The sequence below is a fragment of the Fulvimarina fulva genome (assembly GCF_039652615.1).
Lineage (GTDB): Bacteria > Pseudomonadota > Alphaproteobacteria > Rhizobiales > Rhizobiaceae > Fulvimarina.
This window is the reverse complement of record NZ_JBDJAC010000001.1, coordinates 118,514-140,623: the sequence shown is the minus strand read 5'-3', so window position 1 is coordinate 140,623 and position 22,110 is coordinate 118,514. Positions and strand designations below refer to the sequence as shown.

Genomic DNA, 22,110 nt, shown 5'->3' with positions numbered 1-22,110 from the left:
CGGATTTGCGAACGATGAGAATCTAGGTGAGCGACCTTACCTCACTCTTACGCCACAGGCCTTTGAGAAATTAACCATATTTTCCAAATGGTTATCGTCCCTATCTTTTTTGCATATCGGCTATGCCATCAGCAATATCGCCTCTCGATCGATAGAGAATTTCACCTAGCCGTCACCTTCCTGCATCGCTATCAAGGAAGCCATGTTTCTTGACTGGACCGACATCACGGCGCTCGCCTTCTATCTCGCGATCTGGATGGGCTATAACCGGCTGACCGATGCCACAGCGAAGTCCGGTGGAAGCCTCTCCTCACTGATGAACGAGGAGCGTGCGCGCTGGATGCGCACCGCCCTATCCCGCGACCTCAGGATGATCGATACGGCGGTGCTCGCCTCGCTTCAGCAGGGAACGGGTTTCTTCGCCTCGACATGCATCTTTGCGATCGGCGGCTGTTTCGCGCTTCTGGGTTCTGCGGAGATCATTGCCGAAATCTCTTCCGACATCTCGATCGCCGGCACGTCGAACCGCATTCTCGTAGAGATCAAGCTTCTCGGCCTCGTCGTGATCTTCGCCTATGGCTTCTTCAAGTTTGCCTGGTCCTATCGGCTCTTCAATTACTGCGCGATTCTCATCGGCGCGCTGCCGATGCGCTCCGACGCCGAAAGCGAAACCGACGACGCTCAGCGGGCCCTCGATCGAGCCATCTCCCTGAACGTCGTCGCCGGCCATAACTTCAATTCCGGGCTGCGCGCGATCTTCTTCGCGCTGGCCTATCTTGGCTGGTTTCTGGGTCCCTATGTCCTTCTCGCCTCAACAGTGTTTGTCGTCGCGATCATCGCGAACCGGCAATTCCGTTCTCCGGCGGTGAAGGCTCTTCAGGCGTCCCACGACCGGAAGTCGCCTCAATGAGTGTGGCGGACGCAGCCCAAAGCACGGCGGTCGGCCGCAGCATTCTCGATCTCTGCTAGACGCGTGGGCCCGACAAAACCGTCTGCCCGTCGGAGGTTGCCCGCGCGCTCGCCGGTCCGAACGAAAAAGAATGGCGCAAGCTCATGCCGGACATCCGCCGGGAGGCGGTCAGGCTCGCCGGCGAAGACCGGATCGTCATCAAGCGAAAGGGCAAGCCGGTCGATCCGGGCGATTTCAAGGGGATCTACCGGCTCGCCATCCTTGCTGAAAAGCCAAGCGAAGATCGGTAGCTCAGCAGCCCAGGTGCGAAGGGCGATCAGCCGGAGCCGATCTCTCGCTTCCGTTCCGGGCCCTGCCGCATGACGCGATCCGACGATCGATGCACCTCTTGAGGCCATGGTTCATGGCTTGGGCGCTTCTGCCGGCCCCGGAATGAAGCTGCCCGTTCGACCGGCAATCCGGTAGGCCGCGAGCCCAAGATATTCGCGGATTGCAAAATGCACCTTCTCCAGATTGCGCGTCGTCGCCGTGGAAGGCTGCCATACATCGGCGCCGGCTGGCGTCCGGTAGTCCACCGGATAGGGCACGACATCGAATCCGACCGTCCTGAAGCAGCCCATTGCGCGCGGCATGTGATAGGCCGATGTAACGAGAAGCCAGGTCTCGCCGGGCTGCGGGTCGGCGAGCGCCTCGGCATAAACGGCGTTCTCGAAGGTGTCGCGCGCCTTGGCGTCGAGCTTGAGGCGGTTGGGATCGAGGCCAAGCCCGAGAAAGAACTGCTCGGCCGACTGGGTCTCGGGGATATCGTCGCGAAAGGCAGCCGCGACCCCTCCTGAAAAAAGGACCTCCGCATCCGGATAGGTCCGCGCGAGCGCCGCGGCGACCGTGGCACGATCGGCGGCTTCATTCAGTTCGATGACACCGCGCGTGCGCGCGACCCGGGTATCGAAGCCGCCGCCGAGGACGATGATTCCGTCGACCTTGGCCGGCATCTGCGCCGGCCGTTCGAAGCGGTTTTCCAGATAAGCGGTCATCGCAAGGCCGAGCGGGGAGATGCTGACGATGGCCAGCGAAAGCGCGGCCAGCACGAAGAACGCCCTTCCGATCTTCTTCCAGCCGAAGAGAACCGAGATCCAGCCGGCAAGGCCGATCAGAATGATCGCAACCAGCGGCTGGAGGACGAACCAGCCGATCTTGGCAAGATAAAAGAACATGAATTCCTACTTGTCCTGCGAACCGCCGTCCGGTTCGCGCCGGGACCTGCGCAGGAGTTCGAGATCGGCATCCGATACGCCGAGTTCGACCGGTGTGCGCATGATGATCTCGCGATGGGGGAACGGGATGTTGATGCCCTCTTCCTTGAAGGCGTCCCAGAGCGCGAGCAAGACCTCGCCTTTCACGTTGACGAGACCGGCCGGTGCATCCTTGATCCAGAACCGGATGATGAAGTCGATCGAGGACGAGCCGAATGCGGTCATCCAGCACACCACACCGCGATGGGAGACGACGCGCTCGATGGACAGCGTCGCTTCCTTGGCGATTTCGATCACCCGGTGGGGGTTAGAATCATAGGAGACGCCGAACTCCACATCGACCCGCACGAGATCGTTGGAGAACGACCAGTTGATCACCTGATTGGTGATGAAATCCTCGTTCGGGATCAGGTATTCCTTGCCATCGCGGGTGACGACCGAAACAAATCGCGCCCGCAGCTCACGGATCCAGCCGAAGGTATTGTCGAGCGAGATCGTGTCGCCCGGCTTGATCGAGCGATCGAGCAGGATGATGATGCCGGAGATGAAGTTCGACACGACCTTCTGGAGACCGAATCCAAGGCCGACGCCGATCGCACCCGAAAACACTGTCAGAGCCGTCAGATCGACGCCGACGGCGGCGAGAGAGATTGCGAGCGACAGAAGAATCAGACCGATCTTCAGGAACTTGCCGATCAGCACGCGCAGCGTCGGCGTCAGCTCCTCCGACCTCTGGACGCGGCGATCGAGATAGCGGCCGAAAGCACTGGCGATCCAGAGCGTAATGGCCAGGATCAGTATGGACTTGATGACGATGAGTGCGGAGATCCGGCTGTCGCCGACATAGATGGCAGCCGAGTCGAGAAGGCGCGCGAGCGGCTGCAGAAGACCGAGGATCGAAAGGGCAGCCGTTCCCCAGGCGATCCAGGTAATCGAGCGCGACAACAGCTTGTTGCGCACCAGACGTGAGGCGACTGAGATGACGAGAAGCGCGAGAGCGAGATTGAAGACGATCGTCACGATCTCGCTGCGCGGGCCGCCCGCGCTGATATCGAGCAGTGTCGTCAGGAAGAGAAAGAGAACGAAAAAGACGAGCCGCATGCGCCGCCGGATGGCGACGATAATTCTGAGCAGACCGGGCGCGCCCTTGATCTTGCGCGCCTGGGTCTCGATCGGCTTTCGCGTAGCCCGGTCCGCGAGGAAGGCCAGCACATAGCAGACGATGACAGCCCCCACCTGCGCCAGCTGGGAGGGTTGGTAGAAGAAGTCGAGCGCCATCCGCGCCTGGGCGAGAAGGTCCTGCCAGAGCCTCGTCAGGCGCTCGATATCCATCAATCGCGATCCCAGACCGGCGCAAAGGACGGATCGATCAAGCGTCCTGCGGGGGATTGAAGCGCGGAAATCGCCTCGATTTCCTCAGGTGACAATTCGATGTCGAAAACATCGAGATTCTCGGCGAGGCGATCGGGGTTCGAGGTTCGCGGGATCGCACCGACGCCGTCCTGGCTCATATGCCAGGCAAGCACGATCTGGGCCGGCGATTTTCCATGCGCCTTTGCCGCTTCAACGATCGGCGCCTTGCCCAGAAGATCACCGCCCTTGCCGATCGGCGAATAGGCGACCATCGCGGCGTCGTTATCGCGGCAGGCCGCGAGCACGCTGTTCTGGCTCAGCATCGGATGATACTCGACCTGATTGCACACGAGCGGGTTCGACGACATGGTGGCGGCCTCGCGGAACAAGGCATTCGGAAAATTGGCAACGCCGATGTGTTTCGTCAGCCCTTCCGAGATCGTCTCGTTCAACGCGTCGATACTTTCCTCCAGCGCGACGTCCGGGTTAGGCCAGTGGATGAGCAGAAGATCGACGGGGCCAATCCCGAGATCGTCGATACTGGTCTTCGCCGATTGAAGCAGCTTGTCGCGGGTGATCTCGGTCCACCAGACCTTCGTCGTCACGAACAGCTGCTGGCGCTCGATCCCGCTGCGACGAATTCCCTCACCCACGTCCTTTTCGTTATCGTACATCTTCGCGTCGTCGATATGCCGGTAGCCGGTTTCAATCGCCTTGGCGACGAGATTGCTGCATTCCTCGCCCTTCAGCGTATAGGTGCCGAGCCCGAGCGCCGGAATGGACGCGCCCTGCGCTTCGATGATCTTCATGAAAGGTCTCACATTCAATTGGTGTCTGGCCGGGACGTCCGGCTCTCTTTTAAAGAAGATAGGCACGGGCCGGATCGGTCCAAAACGAGAAGCGTAGGCGATGGCGGATCTGAAACGAAATGACACGGCAAATGCCGGAAATTCTGCCGCCCGATCCCCCGCCGAGCGCGGGCGGATCGACACGATCGACGTCGCGCGCGCGATCGCGCTAATCGCAATGGCGATCTATCATTTCACCTGGGACCTCGACAATTTCGGCTATGTGACGCGTGGCCTTGCGACCAGCGGCGGCTGGATCGTCTTCGCACGCTGTATTGCCTCGAGTTTTCTGTTCCTCGTGGGGTTCAGCCTGGTTCTCGCCCATGCGAGGGGCATCCGGTGGCGGCCCTTCCTCTTTCGGCTCGCACAAATCGTCGCGGGCGCCCTGGCGATTACCGTCGTCACGATGGTCGTGACACCCGAGAGCTTCGTCTTCTTCGGCATTTTGCATCAGATCGCCGTCGCGTCTCTCCTCGGCCTCCTCTTCATCAGGATGCCCTGGCTGCTAGCGCTGATCCTCGGGATTGGCATCATCGCCCTGCCCGTTTTCTTCAGGAGCGCGGTCTTCGATCCGGCCTATCTCGTCTGGATCGGCCTCAACGCGACGCCGCCGCTCTCGAACGATTTCGTCCCGATCTTTCCGTTCTTCGGCGTCGTCCTTGTCGGCATTGCAGCCGGCCGCCTCACCACCGACTACCAGCTCTTGCGGTTCATTCGCCAAATGGATCCAAGGCTCGGACCGCTCCGGCACACCGCGATCCTTGGCCGGCACTCTCTCGCCTTCTACCTCGTCCATCAGCCGATCCTGTTCGGCCTCGTCTTTCTGGCGACGCTCATCGTGCCGCCCGACCCGAACCTGTCCTTCGCCAGGGATTGCCGGCAAACATGTCTCGCAACGCAGAGCGAGACATTCTGTGCGAGCTATTGCAGCTGCACGAGGGATGCCCTTGTAGCGAACGATCTTTTTGCGACGATGATGGGTGGAACACTCGACGAGGCGCAGCGCCGGAGCGTTGGACAGATCGCAGAGCGCTGCTCATTCGAATCCTTCATGAACGAAGATCAGACGCAGCCGTGAAAACAGCCGACGCGGCCTCAGAGCCTCCCGCAAATTCGCTATCGCGAGGCGATTCAAGCGGATTTCATATGATATTTCGTATGAATCAGCGATCAGCGGGCGTCACGGCCTGCCGGCCGACGATCGTCGTGAGCCGTTCGATACACGCTTCTTCGGCCGAGCTTATATCGCTCAGGAGGTCGTCGATATCGCGGCTTTTCTGTTCGAGCTCGGCGCGCCGTTGACGCAGCTTCGTCAGGATGGATTGCAGCTGACCGGATTCGCCGGGCGGCGCCTTGTACATATCGACGATCTCGCGCAGCTCGGCGATTGAAAACCCAAGCCGCTTGCCTCGCAGGATATTGCGCAACAAGGTGCGATCGGACTGCCTGAAAAGCCGCGTCCGGCCACGGCGCACCGGATGAATCAGCCCTTCATCCTCGTAAAAGCGGATCGTCCGCGTCGAAACACCGAATTCCTGCGTAAGGTCGGTTATCGAAAAAAACTCTTCCATGATGAGAACGCGCGCCTTCTTTTAGCAAAAGCCTGATCGCAGGCGTGCCGAAGAGTCAAATCTTTGTTCGCTCGAAGCTTGAAAGGTCTGGAATAAAACGCTGATCGGTCACCGCAGACCTATCCGAGACCGAACCACCACGCCGCCAGACCCAGAAAAGCGAAGAAACCGACGACATCCGTGACCGTGGTCACGAAAGTGCCGGAGGCGAGCGCCGGGTCGGCCCCAAGATTGTCGAGAACCAGCGGAATCAGGATGCCGGCAAGGGCCGCCGCGATCATGTTGACGACCATCGCGATCCCGATCACCATACCAAGTCCCGGATTCTGGAACCAGATCGCCGCGACTGCGCCGATGACCACGGCGAAGATCATGCCGTTCAGGAGACCGATGATGCTTTCGCGCCGGATGATTCGGCCGGCGTTTCGAAGGTCGATATCTCGCGAAGCAAGCGCCCTCACGGCAACGGTCATGGTCTGGGTGCCCGCATTGCCGCCCATGGACGCAACGATGGGCATCAGAACGGCCAGCGCCACCATCTGCTGGATCGGCGCATCGAAGATCCCGATCACCAAAGAGGCTAGGATCGCCGTGGCAAGATTGACCAAGAGCCATGTGAAGCGCGAGCGGACAGCCGTCAGCACGGTATCGGAAATCTCTTCGTCGCCGACACCACCGAGGCGCTTGATATCCTCTTCGGCCTCGGCCTGAACGATGTCGATTACATCGTCGATGGTCAGCACACCGACGAGCCGCTCGTCCTTGTCGACCACGGCCGCCGACAGAAGGTCGTACTGCTCGATGATCTGCGCCGCCTCTTCCTGGTCCATCTCGGCCGGAATCGCATGGCGCGTATCATGCATGATGTCTTCGATCTTCTCCGGGCGCTTCGCCCTGAGAATGCGATCGAGTTCCACCGCGCCGATCAGCTTCATCATGGGATCGACGACGAAGATCTGCGCGAAGGAGGTCGGCAGGTCGTCGTCCTCGCGCATGTAGTCGATCGTCTGGCCCACGGACCAGTAAGGTGGCACCGCGACGTATTCCGTCTGCATGCGCCGGCCGGCGGACTCCTCGGGATATTCAAGGGAACGCCGCAGCCGCATGCGCTCGCGGAACGGCAGCGCTGCGAGAATTTCCTTGCGGTCCTCCTCCTCGATATCCTCCAGAATGTAGACCGCGTCGTCCGAATCGAGCTCGCCGAGCGCGGCCGCGATCTGCGGATTCGGCATCGCCTCGACGATCGACAGTCGAATTGCCTCGTCGACCTCGGTCAGCGCGGAATAGTCGAAATCCTCACCAAGCAGGCTCACGAGCCCCTGACGCGGCTCCGCATCGAGGGTCTCGAGAATATCGCCGAGTTCGGATTCGTGGAGCGGTGCGACGAGCGACTTCAGGGTCGCGGCGTCCTTTGCCTCGACAAGAGCCTCGATTCGCCGAAGGAAGCTCACCTCGACGAAGCCGTCCTCGTCGTAGATGCCGAGGTCGTGCGCCTGGTCGGACCTGCGATGGGCTTCCAGAGTTTCGGCCATGGCCCTCCCTTTCCCGAACGCACGTTCGTCGCTCAAACATTGGGTTGAGGCTCTAGAGGGATTCGCTCATCAGGAAAAGACGGCTTGCAGCACTGCGAGACTTAACACTTGCAACGACTTGCAATAGCCGAGCCAAAATTCGAACGCTCCCGCTGCCCTTTCGGCGTCGGACGTTTTTTTTTCGCATTATAATGAGAAGAAAGAATGGTGCGGTCGAGAAGACTCGAACTTCCACGGGTTGCCCCACAGCGACCTCAACGCTGCGCGTCTACCAATTCCGCCACGACCGCACGCCGTGTCCGAAGCATTGGTCTGCTTCGGTGAGCGGGCATGTAACAAGACTTCCCGCCGCCCGCAAGAGCAATCCGCATCCCTTTCGACGTGATTTTTTCGGCACGGCCAAATCCCGTGGCGAATGATTGCCGGCGGCTCTATCGCGCGGCGCCCCGGAGCCCTATCTTGCAGGCATGATTGCGATCGCGCCGGCCACCGCGCCCTCCCCCAGCCCCCGCCTTGCGACCACTGCCGAAGCCTTTCCGGCCCAGGCAGGCGCGCCGCCTGTCAGTTGGGAAATCGTCGACGGCCTCACCGATTACCCGAGCGCGCTTGCGATGATGGAACAGCGCGTCGCGGGAATCGACGCGGGCACGGCACCGGAGACTGTCTTTCTCATCGAGCATCCCCCGCTTTATACAGCGGGCACGAAAGCCAAAGCCGCCGATCTCGTCGATGCGACGCGGTTTCCCGTCTACGAAGCCGGCCGGGGCGGCGAGTACACCTATCACGGGCCTGGCCAGCGCATCGCCTATGTCTGCCTCGACCTGAAACGGCGCCGGCAGGATATCCGGGCCTTTGTCGCCGCGCTCGAAGCCTGGATCATCGCCACCCTTGCAGACTTCCACATCAAGGGAGAGCGCCGGGAGGATCGGGTCGGCGTCTGGGTCGAACGGCCCGAACGCCCGCCGCTTCCCGATGGCTCACCCGCAGAGGACAAGATCGCGGCCATCGGCATTCGGGTGCGCAAATGGGTCACGTTCCACGGAATATCCCTGAACGTCGACCCTGACCTGACGCACTTTTCGGGGATCGTGCCATGCGGCGTTCGCGATCACGGCGTAACGAGCCTTGCCGATCTCGGCCATCTCATATCCATGCCCGAGGTGGATACGCTGCTTCGCCGTCGTTTCGAAGCGATCTTCGGACTGACGACAGACACGGTCTGAACCGTCTGGGGGACGGTTTCAGGCCGTCGCACGGAGTTCGAATTCGCCCGAGAAGCGTTCGTCGCTTTCGCTAACATCAATGTCTTCGACATGGGCAGCCGAAGGCCCCTCTTTCACGTCCTCACGAAACGCCTCAACCGCCGCTTGAGGACCGGATACCAGGATTTCCACCGTGCCGTCCCGTCTGTTGCGGCACCATCCTGAAAGGCCGTTCGCCGAGGCCGTCCTCCGCGTCCAGTCGCGAAAGCCAACGCCTTGAACGCGTCCGTGGACGACAATTCGATATCCGGCATCCGTCATGACCGCACCCTCCCAAGTCCTGCTCGAGCTCTGAAATCTAGGAACACAATCGCAAGCGTCGATGACGGTATTCAGCTTTCGACCGATCGTCAGCGTAACAAGAATTAAGAATAATTTAACTTTACTCGAATGCTGACCACTCGCACATCGTGCAATTCTGCTGTAGGATCCATGATGTCGACGAAGGGACATCGTTGTCTTCGATGGGAGGGGTTCATCATGAGACGTGAAGAATTTCCGACTTTTCGTTATCCGCATTCGGCTTCAGATCATTCCGCTCTCGATTGCGACGTCGCTCGGCTCATCTCGCGCCTGCGCGAGGACAACAAGGCGCTTCGCAAGCTGAATTGTGCCCTGCGTTCAGACGCCGATGCGTCGCGCTTCAAGAATTGTAATTCGACATCTTTCGAACGCTGACGGCGGCCTGTTGGCCAGAGTAGCCGGCACTCGCGCAAACGCGCGTCGTAGAAGCATCGCGCCATTCCCTTTGCCGCGAAAGCTTGGGGTTTGCGTCGCTTTGAGCGATCAGGCCGATCGCCTTTCCCCTCTACCTCGGCTCCGCCAGCACCTGTTCATTGCAGAAGAGACAAACCGTCTATGACCGGCCGCCCTTCAGCGCAGCTCTATGGGCTGACCCGTCCCCCGCGCGTCACGATGTCGAAAACCGGCTCGATCCGGTGGCGCGGATCGCGCTTGTCAGCTCGGGACGCGAGCCCGTGGTCGGTCTTTTCCCACGCATGCGGGGTGTGAAAAAGCTGAAGCAGGCCCCGATAGGCGGCGTATGATACGCAAAGCCAGTACAAAGGAACGGTCGGCAGCCAGCGGAAGCAGGCAAACCACTCGCTGCGGCTCGCGCCGCGAAGGGCAAGTGCGATAAAACTCAAAAACCCGCCGCCCAGAATCGACAGATCCAGGACCACGATCGGCCAGCCGACGATACGGTTCAGTCCAGCCGACCACTGGGCCGTCATCGCAAGCGCGATCAACACGGCAGCGAACGGCAGCAACAGCGCCGACGTGACCATGCCGTGAAAGAGCAGCTGAAACACGATGAAACGCCGAACGCCGAGATCGCGCAGGGTGCCTGTGGGGTTTCGCATATGAACCGCGTAGGTCTGCACCCAGCCCTTGAGCCAGCGGGTTCTCTGCTTGACCCACACCGCGAGCACTTCCGGTGCATCCTCGTAGGTGGGCAGCGTGATGGTCTCGATCCCGAACCCGGCGCGCTTGAGGCGCATACCGAGATCGGCATCCTCGGTGACGTTGTGTGAATCCCAGCCCTCGACCGCCTTGAGGCTCGAAACCTTGAAATGGTTGCTGGTGCCCCCGAGCGGGATGGGAAGCCTGTGCCTTGCCAGCCAGGGCAGAAAGGCGCGGAAAAGGCCCGCATATTCCATCGCGAAAATCGAGGTGAGCCAGTTGTGGCCGGCATTTCGAATGATGAGCGGTGCCTGCAGACACGCCACATCCGCGGGTGCTTCCCGATATCGGGCCATCGCTTCGTTGAGCTGGTCGGGATGGGGGACATCCTCGGCATCGTAAAGGACCAGATAGTCGCCTTTGACGACCGGGAGAACGAAATTGAGTGCCTTCGGCTTCGTTCGAGGCTCGCCGGGCGGGACGAGGACAACGTGAAACTGGGGCTTGCCCTCGGTATGGCGACGGCAGAGCGACACCGTCGGCTGGTCATCGGCCTCGCATATCAGGAAAATCTCAAGTCGCGACTTCGGCCAGTTCAAAGCCTCGAGCCCCGCAATCAGGCGAGCGACGACTTCCCGCTCCCGGTGCAACGCGACCACCACCGAATAGGTCGGCGGTTTCTGCGGCGTCTGCGAGAAGTCCGCCGGAGGAGGCTCCGTGCGTTTCAATGCCGCGCAGAAGCGCATCACGATCCAGGCGGTGAAGCAGACGGCGGCCAGCATATGAAACAACAGGACGGGATATCGGAGGGAGACGGTCAGCCACCAGATGAACAGGATCGCTCCAGCGCCGATTGCGGCGCTCTGCCACCCGGTGAGGACGATCCGCGCCGAACGCGCCGGAGAGTTCGCAGAAAGGCTCATGGTGGCCTTTTCGAAGCGCTCGTTCTGGCTGCGAGCGAGTTGCCTTTCCCGAATGGCCGATTGTGTCGCAATGCGGCAGCTTTTGGCGAGGCCGGTCTGGAGCGTCAGTTCCCGCGCGAGGGCAGGAAGTTGCTCGATAGCCGGACTGAGAAATATCTTCGTCTCCGACGCGCCATTGCAGGTTCGAAGCATGCTGACCGATGGCAGCCTGATTGCCGTGCCGAGCCGCAAGATCTCATCATTTGCAGAGGGCAATTCGAACGAAAGGCCGAGAACAGCGGCAACGCACTCGGCATACGCATCTTCCCTTACGATGCCCTCGCAAATCAGTTCGCGAGCGACATCGGTTCCATTTCGTCGTGCTGCGAGAGACGCATTGCGAATTTCGGCAGGTGAGACACCAAGCCCATCGAGAACCGCGCATGCCAGTGGATCTGACACAAATTCCGGTCGCGAGGAATGGAAGGCGTCTCTCCCGGATTCATGCGGTTCAGGGCGTCCCGCTTTGCGTCTCGCATGCACTGTGCGGCGCCGGGAAAGGTCCAGCGTCTCTGTTGCGGCATGAGACTCGACAACGCTCACAGATTATACCACCGATGACCCAACCATCGCGGTCGCACCGAGAAAACGCCGGAAACGACAGCGTGATACGAAAGATGCATGGGACGCGGATGCGAATGAACAGACCAAGACGGGAATTTATCCCGCTTACGTTGCGATCAGCGATTCTTTTCGTCGCTTTTTGGGCATCTTTTCTGTCTTTACCTGAGCAAATCCAAGCTCAAGACGTCGAACTGCCAAGTTTTATCGATCAGCGCCAACGTCTGACTCGGCCAGAATTGCCCGATCTGTCTCGCCTCCGGTTCCTGACGGCCACGGACTATCCGCCGTTCAACTTCCTCGATGCACGCGGGCGTCTGGTCGGCTTCAACATCGATCTGACGCGGGCGATCTGTGTCGAACTCGGTGTCCTTCCGGTCTGCCAGATCGAAGCCCTGCCCTTTGGTGAGCTGGAGGAAGCCCTGACAGCGGGGCGCGGTGAAGCCGTCATCGCGGGACTGGCGATCGATCCGGAAAGCCGGAACCGCTTTTCGTTTTCCCAGTCCTATCTTCGGTTCCCCGCACGCTTCGTCACGCGCAAGAGCGATCCGATTGCGATTCCGATCACGCAGAACCTCAAAGGCAAGGTCATCGGCGTCTCCGGCGGCAGTGCGCACGAAGCAATGTTCCGGGCGTTTTTCCCGGACGCGGAAACGCGTGTTTACGACGATCGGAGCGAGGCGCTGGACGCGGTGAAGTCGGGCGAGATCGCCGGATTCTTCGGCGACGGGATCAGCCTGTCCTTCTGGCTGGAGAGTGAACGGGCGGATGGTTGCTGTGCGTTCTCCGGTGGACCGTTTCTCTCGAACCAGTATCTCGGCGAAGGCCTGTCGATCGCGGTTCAGGCGCAGGATACGGAGCTTGCCAAGGCGATCGACTACGCACTCGTCCAGATCGTCGAGGACGGCACGTTTTCCGAACTTCTTCTGCGGTATTTTCCCGTCAATCCGTGGTAAGGTTAGCGCCCAGGATCGTCGGCGCGATCAGTTCAGACGGCGGTACCGGACGCGCGCCGAATGCTCGATAGCTCCGGCGGTCAGTCGATCCATGTCGAAGGCATCGCGCAGGATTTCGAGAAGCCGAAGCTCGGCCTGGCTTGCCCGGACATCCGCGGAGATCACTTCGACCGCGAGCGCATAAGCCGTTTCGTAAAGCCGTGTCGGCACCTTCGCGATCAGGTTTTCGACGATCGCGTCGATCCCGTCGTCGGCCGAAAGCATCTTGGCGTTCTGATCGGCGATCGCCGGAAGGTGATCTCGGTCGAAGCCTTCGAAGACGGGCAGAAACGAAATCAGTTCGTCGACTTCGCGCAACTCCTTGTCGCTGATGGCACCATCGGCTGCGGCGGCCGCGAGCATGAGCTGTATCAAGGCGTCCTGAGCGTGTCCGTCGGACATCGGCTATTCCTTCTTTCGACCGGCGTTTCTCGGCTTCCAAGCTAGGGAGCACAGTGCATGCGCACAAGGTCGGCGGGTCGGTATCGCGTCCTGACGATGTCGGGAAATTTGAACATCTGGTTGACGTTCGCCCTGATTGCTTCCTAAACCCTGCGAAGCGCGCAGGATGGAAGCCCTTTATCGCCAAAGGCCCGCCCCGAACCGCGCTCCCAATCAAAATCGAGACGAAATGAACGCCATGAACCCGCCCGCAGCTTCCAGCCTTGCCGAACTCGCGCTCGAATCGAACGCCTGGCCGTTCGAGGAGGCCCGCAAGCTGCTGAAACGGTTCGAAAAAGACGGCATGCCGGACACGGTGCTGTTCGAGACCGGCTACGGGCCCTCCGGCCTGCCGCATATCGGCACCTTCGGCGAGGTCGCGCGGACGACCATGGTGCGCAATGCCTTCACGACGCTCACCGAGGGCAAGATCGCGACCAAGCTGATCTGCTTTTCCGACGACATGGACGGCTTGCGAAAGGTGCCGGACAACGTTCCCAACCGGGATATGCTGCTTCAGCATATCGGCAAGCCGTTGTCGCGCATCCCCGACCCGTTCTCCAACGAACACGCATCTTTCGCAGCCCACAACAATGCACGGCTGCGCGCCTTTCTCGATGCGTTTGGTTTCGAATACGAGTTCGCGTCGGCGACCGACTACTACGCCTCGGGCCGCTTCGACGAGACACTCCTGAAGATGCTCGCCGTCTACGACGACGTCATGGACATTATTCTCCCGACGCTCGGTCCGGAACGGCGCGAAACCTATTCGCCCTTCCTGCCGGTCCATCCGGTCAGCGGTATGGTGCTTCAGGTTCCCATGGTCGATCGGAACGTCGAGAAGGGCACCGTCACCTATATCGATCCGGACACGGGCGAGCGGATGGAGACGTCGGTCACGGGCGGGTCGGTCAAGTGCCAGTGGAAGGCCGATTGGGCGCTTCGCTGGGCCGCGCTCGGGGTCGACTACGAGATGGCCGGAAAGGATCTCATCGATTCGGTGAACCTCTCCTCGAAGATCTGCCGCGCCCTTGGAAACCCCGCGCCGGAAGGCTTCAATTACGAGCTCTTCCTCGACGACGGGGGCCAGAAGATATCGAAGTCGAAGGGCAATGGCCTCACCATCGACGAATGGCTGACCTATGCTTCGCCGAAGAGCCTTTCCTTTTACATGTTCAACAAGCCGAAGGCGGCGAAGAAGCTTTTCTTCGACGTCATTCCGAAAGCCGTCGACGATTATTACCAGTTCGTCTCGGCCTATCAGCGGCAGGACGCGAAACAGCAGCTCCAGAACCCGGTCTGGCACATCCATTCGGGCAATCCGCCGACGGAAGGCATCAAGGTGCCCTTCGCCATGCTGCTCAATCTGGTTTCGGCCTCGAATGCGGCGAACGCCGAAACGCTTTGGGGCTTCATCTCCCGCTACTATCCGGGCGTGACGCCTCAAAGCGACCCCGAGCTCGATCAGCTCGTGACCTATGCGATCCGCTATTACGACGACTTCGTCAAACCGACGAAAAAGTTCCGCGCACCCGACGAGGTCGAGCAGGACGCTCTTCGACAGCTCGATGGGAAGCTGGCGGAGCTGCCACGGGATGCGGACGCCGCGACCATCCAGAACGCGCTTCTGGACGTCGCCCGGCCGATTGAACGCTATCAGGACAAGAAGAAGACCGGTCCCGATGGCGGACCTGGCGTGTCGGGCGAGTGGTTCCAGGCGCTCTACCAGGTGCTGCTCGGCCAGGAGAAAGGCCCGCGCTTCGGGTCCTTCGTCGCGCTCTACGGCATTTCCGAAACCCGCGCGATGATCGAGGACGCGCTGGCCGGCAAGTTCGCGGGAGCGACTTAAAGGCTATTTCCAGATCCCGCGCCCGGCCTTTCGGGCGCTGGACTCCAGATCTGTATAGGGCCCGTCCGGCACAGCTTTGGCCCAGCCGTTCGACACGATCCAGCCCGCGATATCCTCGCCGGCAAGCGTGCAGGACGACGTTACGGTCTCTTCGCGTTCGCCGAAATCGCGCGGGGCCATGCACTCCACCGAGCGCCCGCGCAGATAGGCACGCAATGCGGTCCGCGCCCGTGTGCCGCAGGGCCATTCACCAGCACCCTGTCCACAGCGTGCGTCCGCCGCTGGCGCGTCGATCCCGGGAAGAACGATCATCGCCCGATCGATCCTGATATGACCGGCATCGATGGCAATCGGTCGCGGAAGCAGACGCTGCTGAATGGACTCCGGCTCGCTTTTCGGCGCCGCCAGCTTGGAAAGCGGCTCTCGGGGTGCGACACGGCGCAGCGGTTGCAAGGGCTTACCTTCAGGCCGGCGTCCCTCGATGGTCCGGGACTGCACCGGAGGCTGCGCCTCATCGCGACTTTCCTCGTTCGCCTCGCCTGCGCCGCTGCCGGGGTCACCGGTCTCGATGTCGCCGGCATTCTTCTGATCGGCGATATCAGCGGGAACGAGCGCAAACAGGCCTGCGACGACGATGACGAGGCCGAGGGCCGTTGCGAGAAACGAATAAAACCGTCGCATGGGCGCGACGCTTACTGGCTTGCCCACAGAATGCGGGCCATCCAGTCGATATCTTCCACGGCGAACTGTCGAGGCGGAAAGTCCGGATTGAGCGACGACAGTTCGATCGTGCGTGCCGTCTGCCGCTGAAGGATTTTCGCCATGACCTCTCCCTCACGAGTTCTCACTACCACCCGGTCCCCGCGACGAACCGAGGCCGTTGGCGACACGATGATCCGGTCTCCTTCGCGGTACGCCGGCTCCATGGACCGGCCGGAAACCTCGAGGGCATACATCGGCTCGCCGGCGCCATCGGGAAGCGTGATCTCGTCCCAACCGTGCCCGGCTGGAAACCCGGCATCGTCGAAGAAGCCGCCCGCGCCCGCCTCGGCGAGCCCGAGAAGTGGCACGGTGACAGCCGAATCGCGAGAGCGAGCCTCGACATCGGTCGCCTTGCCGGACATGAGCTGCGCAAAGTCCGTGAAAGACGAATTGACCGCTTCGATGATCTTCGACAGAGACTCCGTCGACGGCCAGCGCGGCCGACCATCGGAACTCATCCGCTTGGATTTGTTGAACGTCGTCGGGTCGAGGCCTGCCTTTCGAGCAAGGCCCGAAGGGGTGAGACCATGCCGCTTGGCCAAAGCGTCGATCGCCGACCAGACTTCTTCATGTGAAAACATTGGGTCTCGCAACCAACGCCTCGAAAGGAAAATTATCCTCTATTGCAATAAGCGTTTCTTCGAACGCTGTCCATCAGGCTAGCCTCGTATACAGGTGAAAGCCAAGCTTTTATCGTCTCGCCAACGTCATGGAAGCGCTCTTGTCGATAGTGACAAGACGAAATTCAGGCGTGGTCGGCGCCTCTGATTGTTGAGGATAGGAGATCAGCAGAGCCTCTTTAGCGACATCGTCACGCGACGTTGTCCTGCGCTCGTCATGGTCGCCTCGGACCTTGAAGGACGCTAAGCGCAGGAGCGCGAAGGGAACTCGATCCCATCTGCCGCATTCAAACGATTATGTCACTTGGCTTTTCCGGCCTAAGAAAGAGCATTTGGGAACGCAATGGTCGGACGTTTCAGTCCCTATACGAATGAAGAAACACGTCGGCGAGCGAACGAACCAGGGCGGGGCCGGGACGCGGAAGGACCACTGGATATTCCTGCCAAGGGTTGGAAGGACATCCTTCTCAGGCTTTACAACTCTTTCTTCGAAGACCGGGTGATGCTGATCGCGGCCGGCGCAACCTTCTACCTTCTTCTTGCGCTCTTTCCGGCCTTTGCCGTCTTCGTCTCGCTCTATGGCTTCGTGAGCGATCCCGCGACGATTTCCGATCATATCGCCTTTATCGGACAGTTCCTTCCCCAGGCGGGTACCCAGCTTCTGGAAAGCCAGCTCGATACTCTGGCCAATCAGAATCCGGCCTCGCTCTCAGTCGGCTTCATCACGGGCTTTCTGTTTGCGATGTGGAGTGCGAACAACGGCATCAAGACGTTGTTCGAGGCGATGAACGTCGCTTACGGCGAGACCGAGCAACGCAGCTTTCTCAAGCTCAACGCCGTCGCCTTTTGTTTCACGATCGGCATGATCATCGTCGGCATCGTGTTGATCACGGCAATCGGCGTCATCCCGGCCATCATGAGCGTGCTCGGCCTAGAAACCTTTACCGAGTTCCTGATCGCAGCCATGCGCTGGCCGGTGGTTTTCCTGTTGATCGTCACCGCGATCGCGGCAATCTATCGATACGGGCCAAGCCGCAATCGAGCGAGCTGGAAATGGGTGATCGGCGGGGCGTTTCTGACAGCATTCGTCTGGCTCATCGCCTCGATCAGCTTCTCCTGGTATCTTCAGAATTTCGCCAATTACAACGCGACCTACGGCTCGCTTGGCGCCGTCATCGGTTTCATGATGTGGGTGTGGGTGTCTTCCGTCATCTTCATCATCGGTGCCGAGGTGAATGCGGAGATGGAACATCAGACCGCCTATGACACCACGGCCGATGCGCCGACACCTATAGGCACGCGGGGTGCCCGTGTCGCCGATACGCTTGGCCAGAGCACCCGGCGCACCAAGGAACCGACCGCCGAAAAGAAGGGATTGTTCGGATGATACCGTATCCGGCTGCTCACAGCGCCGTGCGATAAGTCCGGGATGGTACCGAAGCCCCAAGCCACGCAGACACGTTTTCAAATCCGTTATCGCGAAGCGATCAAACGGATTTCGTATGGAAGCGTCTGGCGAGAAGGGAAAGCCCCGCCTGTCGGCCAAGTCGCCCGGCGCGGCAACGATATTTGCCAATCAGTACCAAGCGAGCGCACATGACCGTGCAATGTGAATAGCGCCTGGATCGCCATGCGCCCAAATGGCCGCACAGGGACGACCTCGCTGTTCGAATGCACCCATCAGCCTGTGAACCGATTTCGATTTGCGCGCTGATGCTGCCCGCAAAATCAGCGAGAGCCGGCCTCCACCTGCCCCATCACCACGCCCTCAGGTAAGTCGATGTCGACAAAGGTTGCGTAGACAAAACCTTCGGTGCCCCCATGGCGGACCTTGCACCAGGCATCGCAAGCAAGGACATCCAGTGGCTCCCCACGGGAAATTACGGTCAGGATACCGGCTTCCATTTCCGGCGCATTGCGCATGTTGACAAAAGCGTTCGCCACACCCGGTTGCACGGCTTTCGTTGATCGGTCACCTGAAGGCGAGGCCGAGGGGATCGCGCCAGCACCCATGCTGTCAGCTCTTTCGCCGGAGCGGGAATTCGGAAGGGGTTTGAATTCGGGCACAGGAATAGCCGTCTCCCCGACACGATCGTCAGACTGAATGGGCTCCGACAGCGCTTCGCTTCCATTCGGTGCTTCGATCCCGGCTGCGACCTGGGATATGAAACCGGGCCAGACAGCCCCCATACGCGCTTCGATATCCCGAGCGCGGTCGAGCAGGGATGCAACGCTCGGCTGGCTCGTCGCCGGCTTCAGACTTCCGGTTATGAGATCCTGATCGACGCCAAGATCGGACGGGACATCGGTCACGATAATCTGGCTCTGACTCTCGCTCAGCGCATCGACCGGCTTTGCGGGCGCCATCGCTCCCCAAGCGCTTTCGGTTTCGACGCCTTCCAGCACATCCAGTAGCGAGCCCCCCGCGACCGCTGGGTTTGCAGGCGTCTCACTTTTCGGCGTTGATGCTGCGGCTGCATCCGTTGACGACGCCGACTCGTCTGCGTCCATAGGCGGCTCACTGCCCCCTTCGGAGCGCAGACCGGTTTCGGCGGAAGCGATCGTCAGTGCGACCGAATTCGCGGCGACAGTGTCGGTGTCCTCGTCCTGCCAGATGGCAGTCCAATACCGCCCGACATCCACACCGCTGGACAGGCTCGTCCAGTTCGCCGCCAAAACGGCTGCCCCGCCGAAGAGGACGGCGAGGCAGAGCGTTCCGGCGAGAAAGCCATAGATCGGATATCGCTGCCAGATCGGCGCGGCCCGGGACACGTCTTCGGCCTGCTCGAAGAAGGACCGCCCCCAACGCCGATAGGAAGGGCTCGACGCGCGCTTGAGCTCGTAAAGGCTTCTGCGGTTTCTCAGCCGGTCCCGGATCATCTCCTCGTTGGGGCGACCTGTTCCACCCAGCGTTGGCTTACTCATCCCGTCAGCACCCCATGCCTGCCGCGAACACCTGGCCCCAATGGCGCGCCCTCCTGACCGGTCCCGTTGAATCAAACGGGTCCGACCCGGCTCGCAACGGCGAGGCAAGTGAACAACTTCACCAAATAATAAGGTGATTTTACTGTATCGATTTGGAACAGATTGGATTGCTCCTGTTCCCGAATATTCGCACATTGAGCGAAGCAAACGCCACCCTTTCAAAGATGAACGGTTCAGCCTGGGGTCAGGTCTGGACCGTCTCGCCCGCCGCGCGATCAGGCAGAAAGGACGTTAGCGAGATTTGTCAAAAGCGAGAAACAGCATCACGCTCGAAGTCTATGTTTCGCCGCACGATGGCACCCGGGACGTCACGCAATTATTCGGCATCTTGCGCTCGCTGAAAACGCTTTCAAAGGCGTATGAAAGGCAGTTTGCACCACCCTTTCACAAAGATGGGAGCGAGATGTTACCCCTATTGGCCAGACCATCTCTGCCCCGCACAAACGATTGGGGCGCGCCACCGGCTTCATCGGTGACGCGCCCCGCACTATCGACTTGTGATGTGCTGCTATCAAGCCTGTTGTGCGTCGTTCCCGAACCGGCCGTAGAAGGTTTCGCCAGCCGATGCCATTTCCTTCAACAGCGGTGTCGGCGCAAAACGCTCACCGTATTTTTCGGCGAGACCCGCACACATGTCGATGAAGGAAGATGCTCCCATTCCGTCGATATAGCTGATCGCTCCTCCGGTATAGGGCGCATAACCGAACCCGAGGATCGACCCGACATCGGCCTCACGCGGATCGACGACGACACCCTCCTCCATCGTGCGCGCCGCTTCCAGAGACATGGTCGCGAGGAAACGGTTCTTCAGTTCGTCGAAGTCCACCTCGTCGGCCGCTTTCTGCGGATAGAGCGTCTTCAGCTCGGGCCAGAGATGCTTCTTGGCCGGCTTTTCAGGATAGTCGTAGAAGCCCTTGCCCGCCTTGCGCCCAAGCCGGCCGCTCGCCGTCATCGACGTCACCAGCTTGTAGTGCTCGGGATCGACCGAATCCTCACCCATGTCGCGCATGGTCGCCTTCATGATCTTTTCGGAAAGATCGACGGCCACCTCGTCATTGAGCGCCAGCGGGCCGACGGGCATGCCCGCAGCCTTCGCGGCGTTCTCGATCATGGCCGGCGGCACCCCTTCGACGAGCATGTCGTAGGCTTCGTTCATGTAGCGAAGCACGCAGCGATTGGCGAAAAAGCCTCGCGTATCGTTGACGACGATCGGCGTCTTCTTGATCGCGCGAACATAGTCCAGCGCAACCGCGAGCGCCTCTTCCCCGGTCTTTTCGCCGAGGATGACTTCTGTCAGCGCCATCTTGTCGACCGGCGAGAAGAAATGGATGCCGATGAACCGCTTCGCGTCCGGCGCGGCATCTGCCAGCGTCGAGATCGGGATGGTCGAGGTATTCGAGGCGTAGATCGCATCCTCACCGAGAACGGCAGCAACCTTCTTGGAAACCTCGGCCTTCACGTCGCGATCCTCGAAGACGGCCTCGATCACAAGCTTGGCCTCGCGCAGGGCTTCGTAGTCGGCCGTCGCGGTAATCCGCGACAGGATCGCCTCGCCCTGTTCCGTACCAAGGCGCTTCTTTTCGATCATGCCGTCGATCAGCTTCTTCGAATAGGCCTTACCCTTCTCCGCCGTCTCCTGATCGCGATCGACCAGAACGACGTTCAGGCCCGCCTGAGCCGAAACGAAGGCCACACCGGCGCCCATGAAGCCCGCACCGATGATGCCGACGGTCTTGAGATCCGTCGCCGGCACGTTTTTGGGACGCCGCGCGCCCTTGCCCAGCGCCTGCATGGACACGAACAGCGAGCGGATCATCATCGCTGCTTCCTTGGTCCTGATGACCTCGGTGAAATAGCGCTGCTCGATCTTCAGGGCCGTATCGAAGGGAACGAGCAGGCCTTCATAGACACATTTGATGATCGCGCGGGCACCCGGGTAATTGTCGTAGGTCTCCTTGCGATAAAGCGAAGCGACCGCCGGCCAGACCTGTGCACCCTGCGGCGAATACACCGCACCCGAAGGCAGCTTGAAGCCCTTCTTGTCCCAAGGCTTTTCGGCCGAAAGCCCCCCAGCGATCATCGCCTTTGCCGCATCGATGAGATCGCCGTCCGCAACCTCGTCGATCAGCCCCATTTTCTTGGCCTTGTCGGCGCTGAGCGTCGACCCCTTGAGCAGCATCTGAAGCGCCGACTGGGTATCGGTGAGACGGGCCACACGCTGCGTACCGCCCGCGCCGGGGAAGATCCCCACCTTCACCTCCGGAAGACCGAGCTTTGCCTTCGGTGCCGCCACACGGCCATGGCAGGCCAGCGCGAGTTCGAAGCCGCCGCCCATGCAGGTGCCGTTGATCGCCGCGACCACGGGCTTGCCGCATGTTTCGATCTTGCGCCACAACCAGGTCATGCGACCGGCGCGGTCGAACAGAGCCTGCATCGCGGCTTCCTCGCCGCTCTTGCGCTCTGTCTCATAAGCTTCGTTCATCCGCCGAAGCATGTTGAGATCGGCACCGCCCGTGAACGATCCGGCCTTGCCCGAGGTGATGACCACGCCCTTGACCGCATCATCGCCGGAAAGCCAATCGAACGCCGCCTCGATTTCGTCGAGCACCTCTTCGGTAAAGACGTTCATCGAGCGATCGGGCATGTCCCAGGTGATGACGGCAATCCCATCGGTACCGTGATCGACTTCGAGATTCTTGTAGTTCATCTTTTCCTCACCTTACCATTAACCGGCTACGGTTTTCTTCCTATAATCAGCGACTTCGCGGGGCGGGCGCACGCTTGCGTTAAGTTAAGATCAATTCC

At 60.5% G+C, this 22,110-nt stretch carries 18 protein-coding genes, 1 tRNA gene and 1 pseudogene; 7 read left to right on the top strand and 13 right to left on the bottom strand.

Annotated elements, in window-relative coordinates; all coding sequences use genetic code 11:
• The first annotated feature begins 202 nt into the window (after positions 1-202).
• Positions 203-910, top strand: coding sequence for a DUF599 domain-containing protein (locus tag ABDX79_RS00595; RefSeq protein ID WP_346218320.1), 708 nt, complete (start codon positions 203-205; stop codon positions 908-910).
• Between the two features lie 62 nt (positions 911-972).
• Positions 973-1,200, top strand: a pseudogene (locus tag ABDX79_RS00590) (DUF3253 domain-containing protein); the annotation flags it as partial.
• A 111-nt stretch (positions 1,201-1,311) separates the two neighbouring features.
• Here the strand turns inward: ABDX79_RS00590 and ABDX79_RS00585 are convergent.
• From ABDX79_RS00585 to ABDX79_RS00575, 3 genes are read right to left on the bottom strand one after another with little or no spacing between them, the layout of a single operon-like run.
• Complete coding sequence (locus ABDX79_RS00585; RefSeq protein ID WP_346218319.1) at positions 1,312-2,124, bottom strand: YdcF family protein; 813 nt, start codon at positions 2,122-2,124, stop codon at positions 1,312-1,314.
• Positions 2,125-2,130: 6 nt separating this feature from the next.
• Entirely contained in the window at positions 2,131-3,495 is a 1,365-nt protein-coding gene (locus ABDX79_RS00580; protein WP_346218318.1) for a mechanosensitive ion channel family protein, read from the bottom strand.
• Positions 3,495-4,325: an aldo/keto reductase gene (locus tag ABDX79_RS00575; RefSeq protein ID WP_346218317.1), complete on the bottom strand. Its 831-nt coding sequence runs from the start codon at positions 4,323-4,325 to the stop codon at positions 3,495-3,497. The genes ABDX79_RS00580 and ABDX79_RS00575 overlap by 1 nt, the downstream gene beginning before the upstream one ends.
• Positions 4,326-4,425: 100 nt before the next feature.
• Between ABDX79_RS00575 and ABDX79_RS00570 the strand changes: the two genes are divergently transcribed.
• The gene (locus ABDX79_RS00570) at positions 4,426-5,442 is read left to right on the top strand and encodes a heparan-alpha-glucosaminide N-acetyltransferase (RefSeq protein ID WP_346218316.1); all 1,017 of its coding nucleotides are present in this window, start codon (positions 4,426-4,428) and stop codon (positions 5,440-5,442) included.
• A gap of 85 nt (positions 5,443-5,527) precedes the next feature.
• On the opposite strand, the gene ABDX79_RS00565 is transcribed toward ABDX79_RS00570, so the two are convergent.
• From ABDX79_RS00565 to ABDX79_RS00555, 3 genes are all read right to left on the bottom strand, one after another.
• Complete coding sequence (locus tag ABDX79_RS00565) at positions 5,528-5,935, bottom strand: MerR family transcriptional regulator (protein ID WP_346218315.1); 408 nt, start codon at positions 5,933-5,935, stop codon at positions 5,528-5,530.
• A gap of 119 nt (positions 5,936-6,054) precedes the next feature.
• Positions 6,055-7,467: a magnesium transporter gene (mgtE, locus tag ABDX79_RS00560; RefSeq protein WP_346218314.1), complete on the bottom strand. Its 1,413-nt coding sequence runs from the start codon at positions 7,465-7,467 to the stop codon at positions 6,055-6,057.
• Positions 7,468-7,672: 205 nt separating this feature from the next.
• Positions 7,673-7,757, bottom strand: a tRNA-Leu gene (locus ABDX79_RS00555).
• A 129-nt stretch (positions 7,758-7,886) separates the two neighbouring features.
• Here ABDX79_RS00555 and lipB point away from each other — a divergent pair.
• Complete coding sequence (gene lipB / locus ABDX79_RS00550) at positions 7,887-8,690, top strand: lipoyl(octanoyl) transferase LipB (RefSeq protein ID WP_463671088.1); 804 nt, start codon at positions 7,887-7,889, stop codon at positions 8,688-8,690.
• 18 nt (positions 8,691-8,708) lie between these two features.
• Here the strand turns inward: lipB and ABDX79_RS00545 are convergent, their stop codons facing one another.
• Positions 8,709-8,990 (bottom strand): acylphosphatase, encoded by a 282-nt coding sequence (locus ABDX79_RS00545; protein ID WP_346218313.1) that lies wholly within the window; start codon positions 8,988-8,990, stop codon positions 8,709-8,711.
• Positions 8,991-9,613: 623 nt separating this feature from the next.
• Positions 9,614-11,494, bottom strand: coding sequence for a glycosyltransferase (locus ABDX79_RS00540; RefSeq protein WP_346218312.1), 1,881 nt, complete (start codon positions 11,492-11,494; stop codon positions 9,614-9,616).
• A 398-nt stretch (positions 11,495-11,892) separates the two neighbouring features.
• Between ABDX79_RS00540 and ABDX79_RS00535 the strand changes: the two genes are divergently transcribed.
• Positions 11,893-12,609: a transporter substrate-binding domain-containing protein gene (locus ABDX79_RS00535; protein WP_346218311.1), complete on the top strand. Its 717-nt coding sequence runs from the start codon at positions 11,893-11,895 to the stop codon at positions 12,607-12,609.
• A gap of 27 nt (positions 12,610-12,636) precedes the next feature.
• Here ABDX79_RS00535 and ABDX79_RS00530 read toward each other — a convergent pair whose 3' ends face one another.
• Complete coding sequence (locus ABDX79_RS00530; RefSeq protein WP_346218310.1) at positions 12,637-13,050, bottom strand: tellurite resistance TerB family protein; 414 nt, start codon at positions 13,048-13,050, stop codon at positions 12,637-12,639.
• A gap of 238 nt (positions 13,051-13,288) precedes the next feature.
• Here ABDX79_RS00530 and ABDX79_RS00525 point away from each other — a divergent pair, with 238 nt between their 5' ends.
• Positions 13,289-14,938: a lysine--tRNA ligase gene (locus ABDX79_RS00525; RefSeq protein ID WP_346218309.1), complete on the top strand. Its 1,650-nt coding sequence runs from the start codon at positions 13,289-13,291 to the stop codon at positions 14,936-14,938.
• 3 nt (positions 14,939-14,941) lie between these two features.
• Here ABDX79_RS00525 and ABDX79_RS00520 read toward each other — a convergent pair whose 3' ends face one another.
• Positions 14,942-15,619 (bottom strand): thermonuclease family protein, encoded by a 678-nt coding sequence (locus ABDX79_RS00520; RefSeq protein WP_346218308.1) that lies wholly within the window; start codon positions 15,617-15,619, stop codon positions 14,942-14,944.
• Between the two features lie 11 nt (positions 15,620-15,630).
• Positions 15,631-16,281 carry a S24 family peptidase gene (locus ABDX79_RS00515; protein ID WP_346218307.1) on the bottom strand — a complete coding sequence of 217 codons (651 nt, stop codon included), beginning with the start codon at positions 16,279-16,281 and terminating at the stop codon, positions 15,631-15,633.
• A gap of 382 nt (positions 16,282-16,663) precedes the next feature.
• On the opposite strand from ABDX79_RS00515, the gene ABDX79_RS00510 reads away from it, so the two are divergent.
• Positions 16,664-17,707, top strand: coding sequence for a YihY/virulence factor BrkB family protein (locus ABDX79_RS00510; protein WP_346218306.1), 1,044 nt, complete (start codon positions 16,664-16,666; stop codon positions 17,705-17,707).
• A 341-nt stretch (positions 17,708-18,048) separates the two neighbouring features.
• Here ABDX79_RS00510 and ABDX79_RS00505 read toward each other — a convergent pair whose 3' ends face one another.
• Together ABDX79_RS00505 and ABDX79_RS00500 are read right to left on the bottom strand one after the other, a co-directional pair.
• The gene (locus tag ABDX79_RS00505; protein WP_346218305.1) at positions 18,049-19,245 is read right to left on the bottom strand and encodes an SH3 domain-containing protein; all 1,197 of its coding nucleotides are present in this window, start codon (positions 19,243-19,245) and stop codon (positions 18,049-18,051) included.
• 571 nt (positions 19,246-19,816) lie between these two features.
• Positions 19,817-22,012, bottom strand: a complete 2,196-nt coding sequence (locus ABDX79_RS00500; RefSeq protein WP_346218304.1) for a 3-hydroxyacyl-CoA dehydrogenase NAD-binding domain-containing protein — start codon at positions 22,010-22,012, stop codon at positions 19,817-19,819.
• Positions 22,013-22,110: the final 98 nt, after the last annotated feature.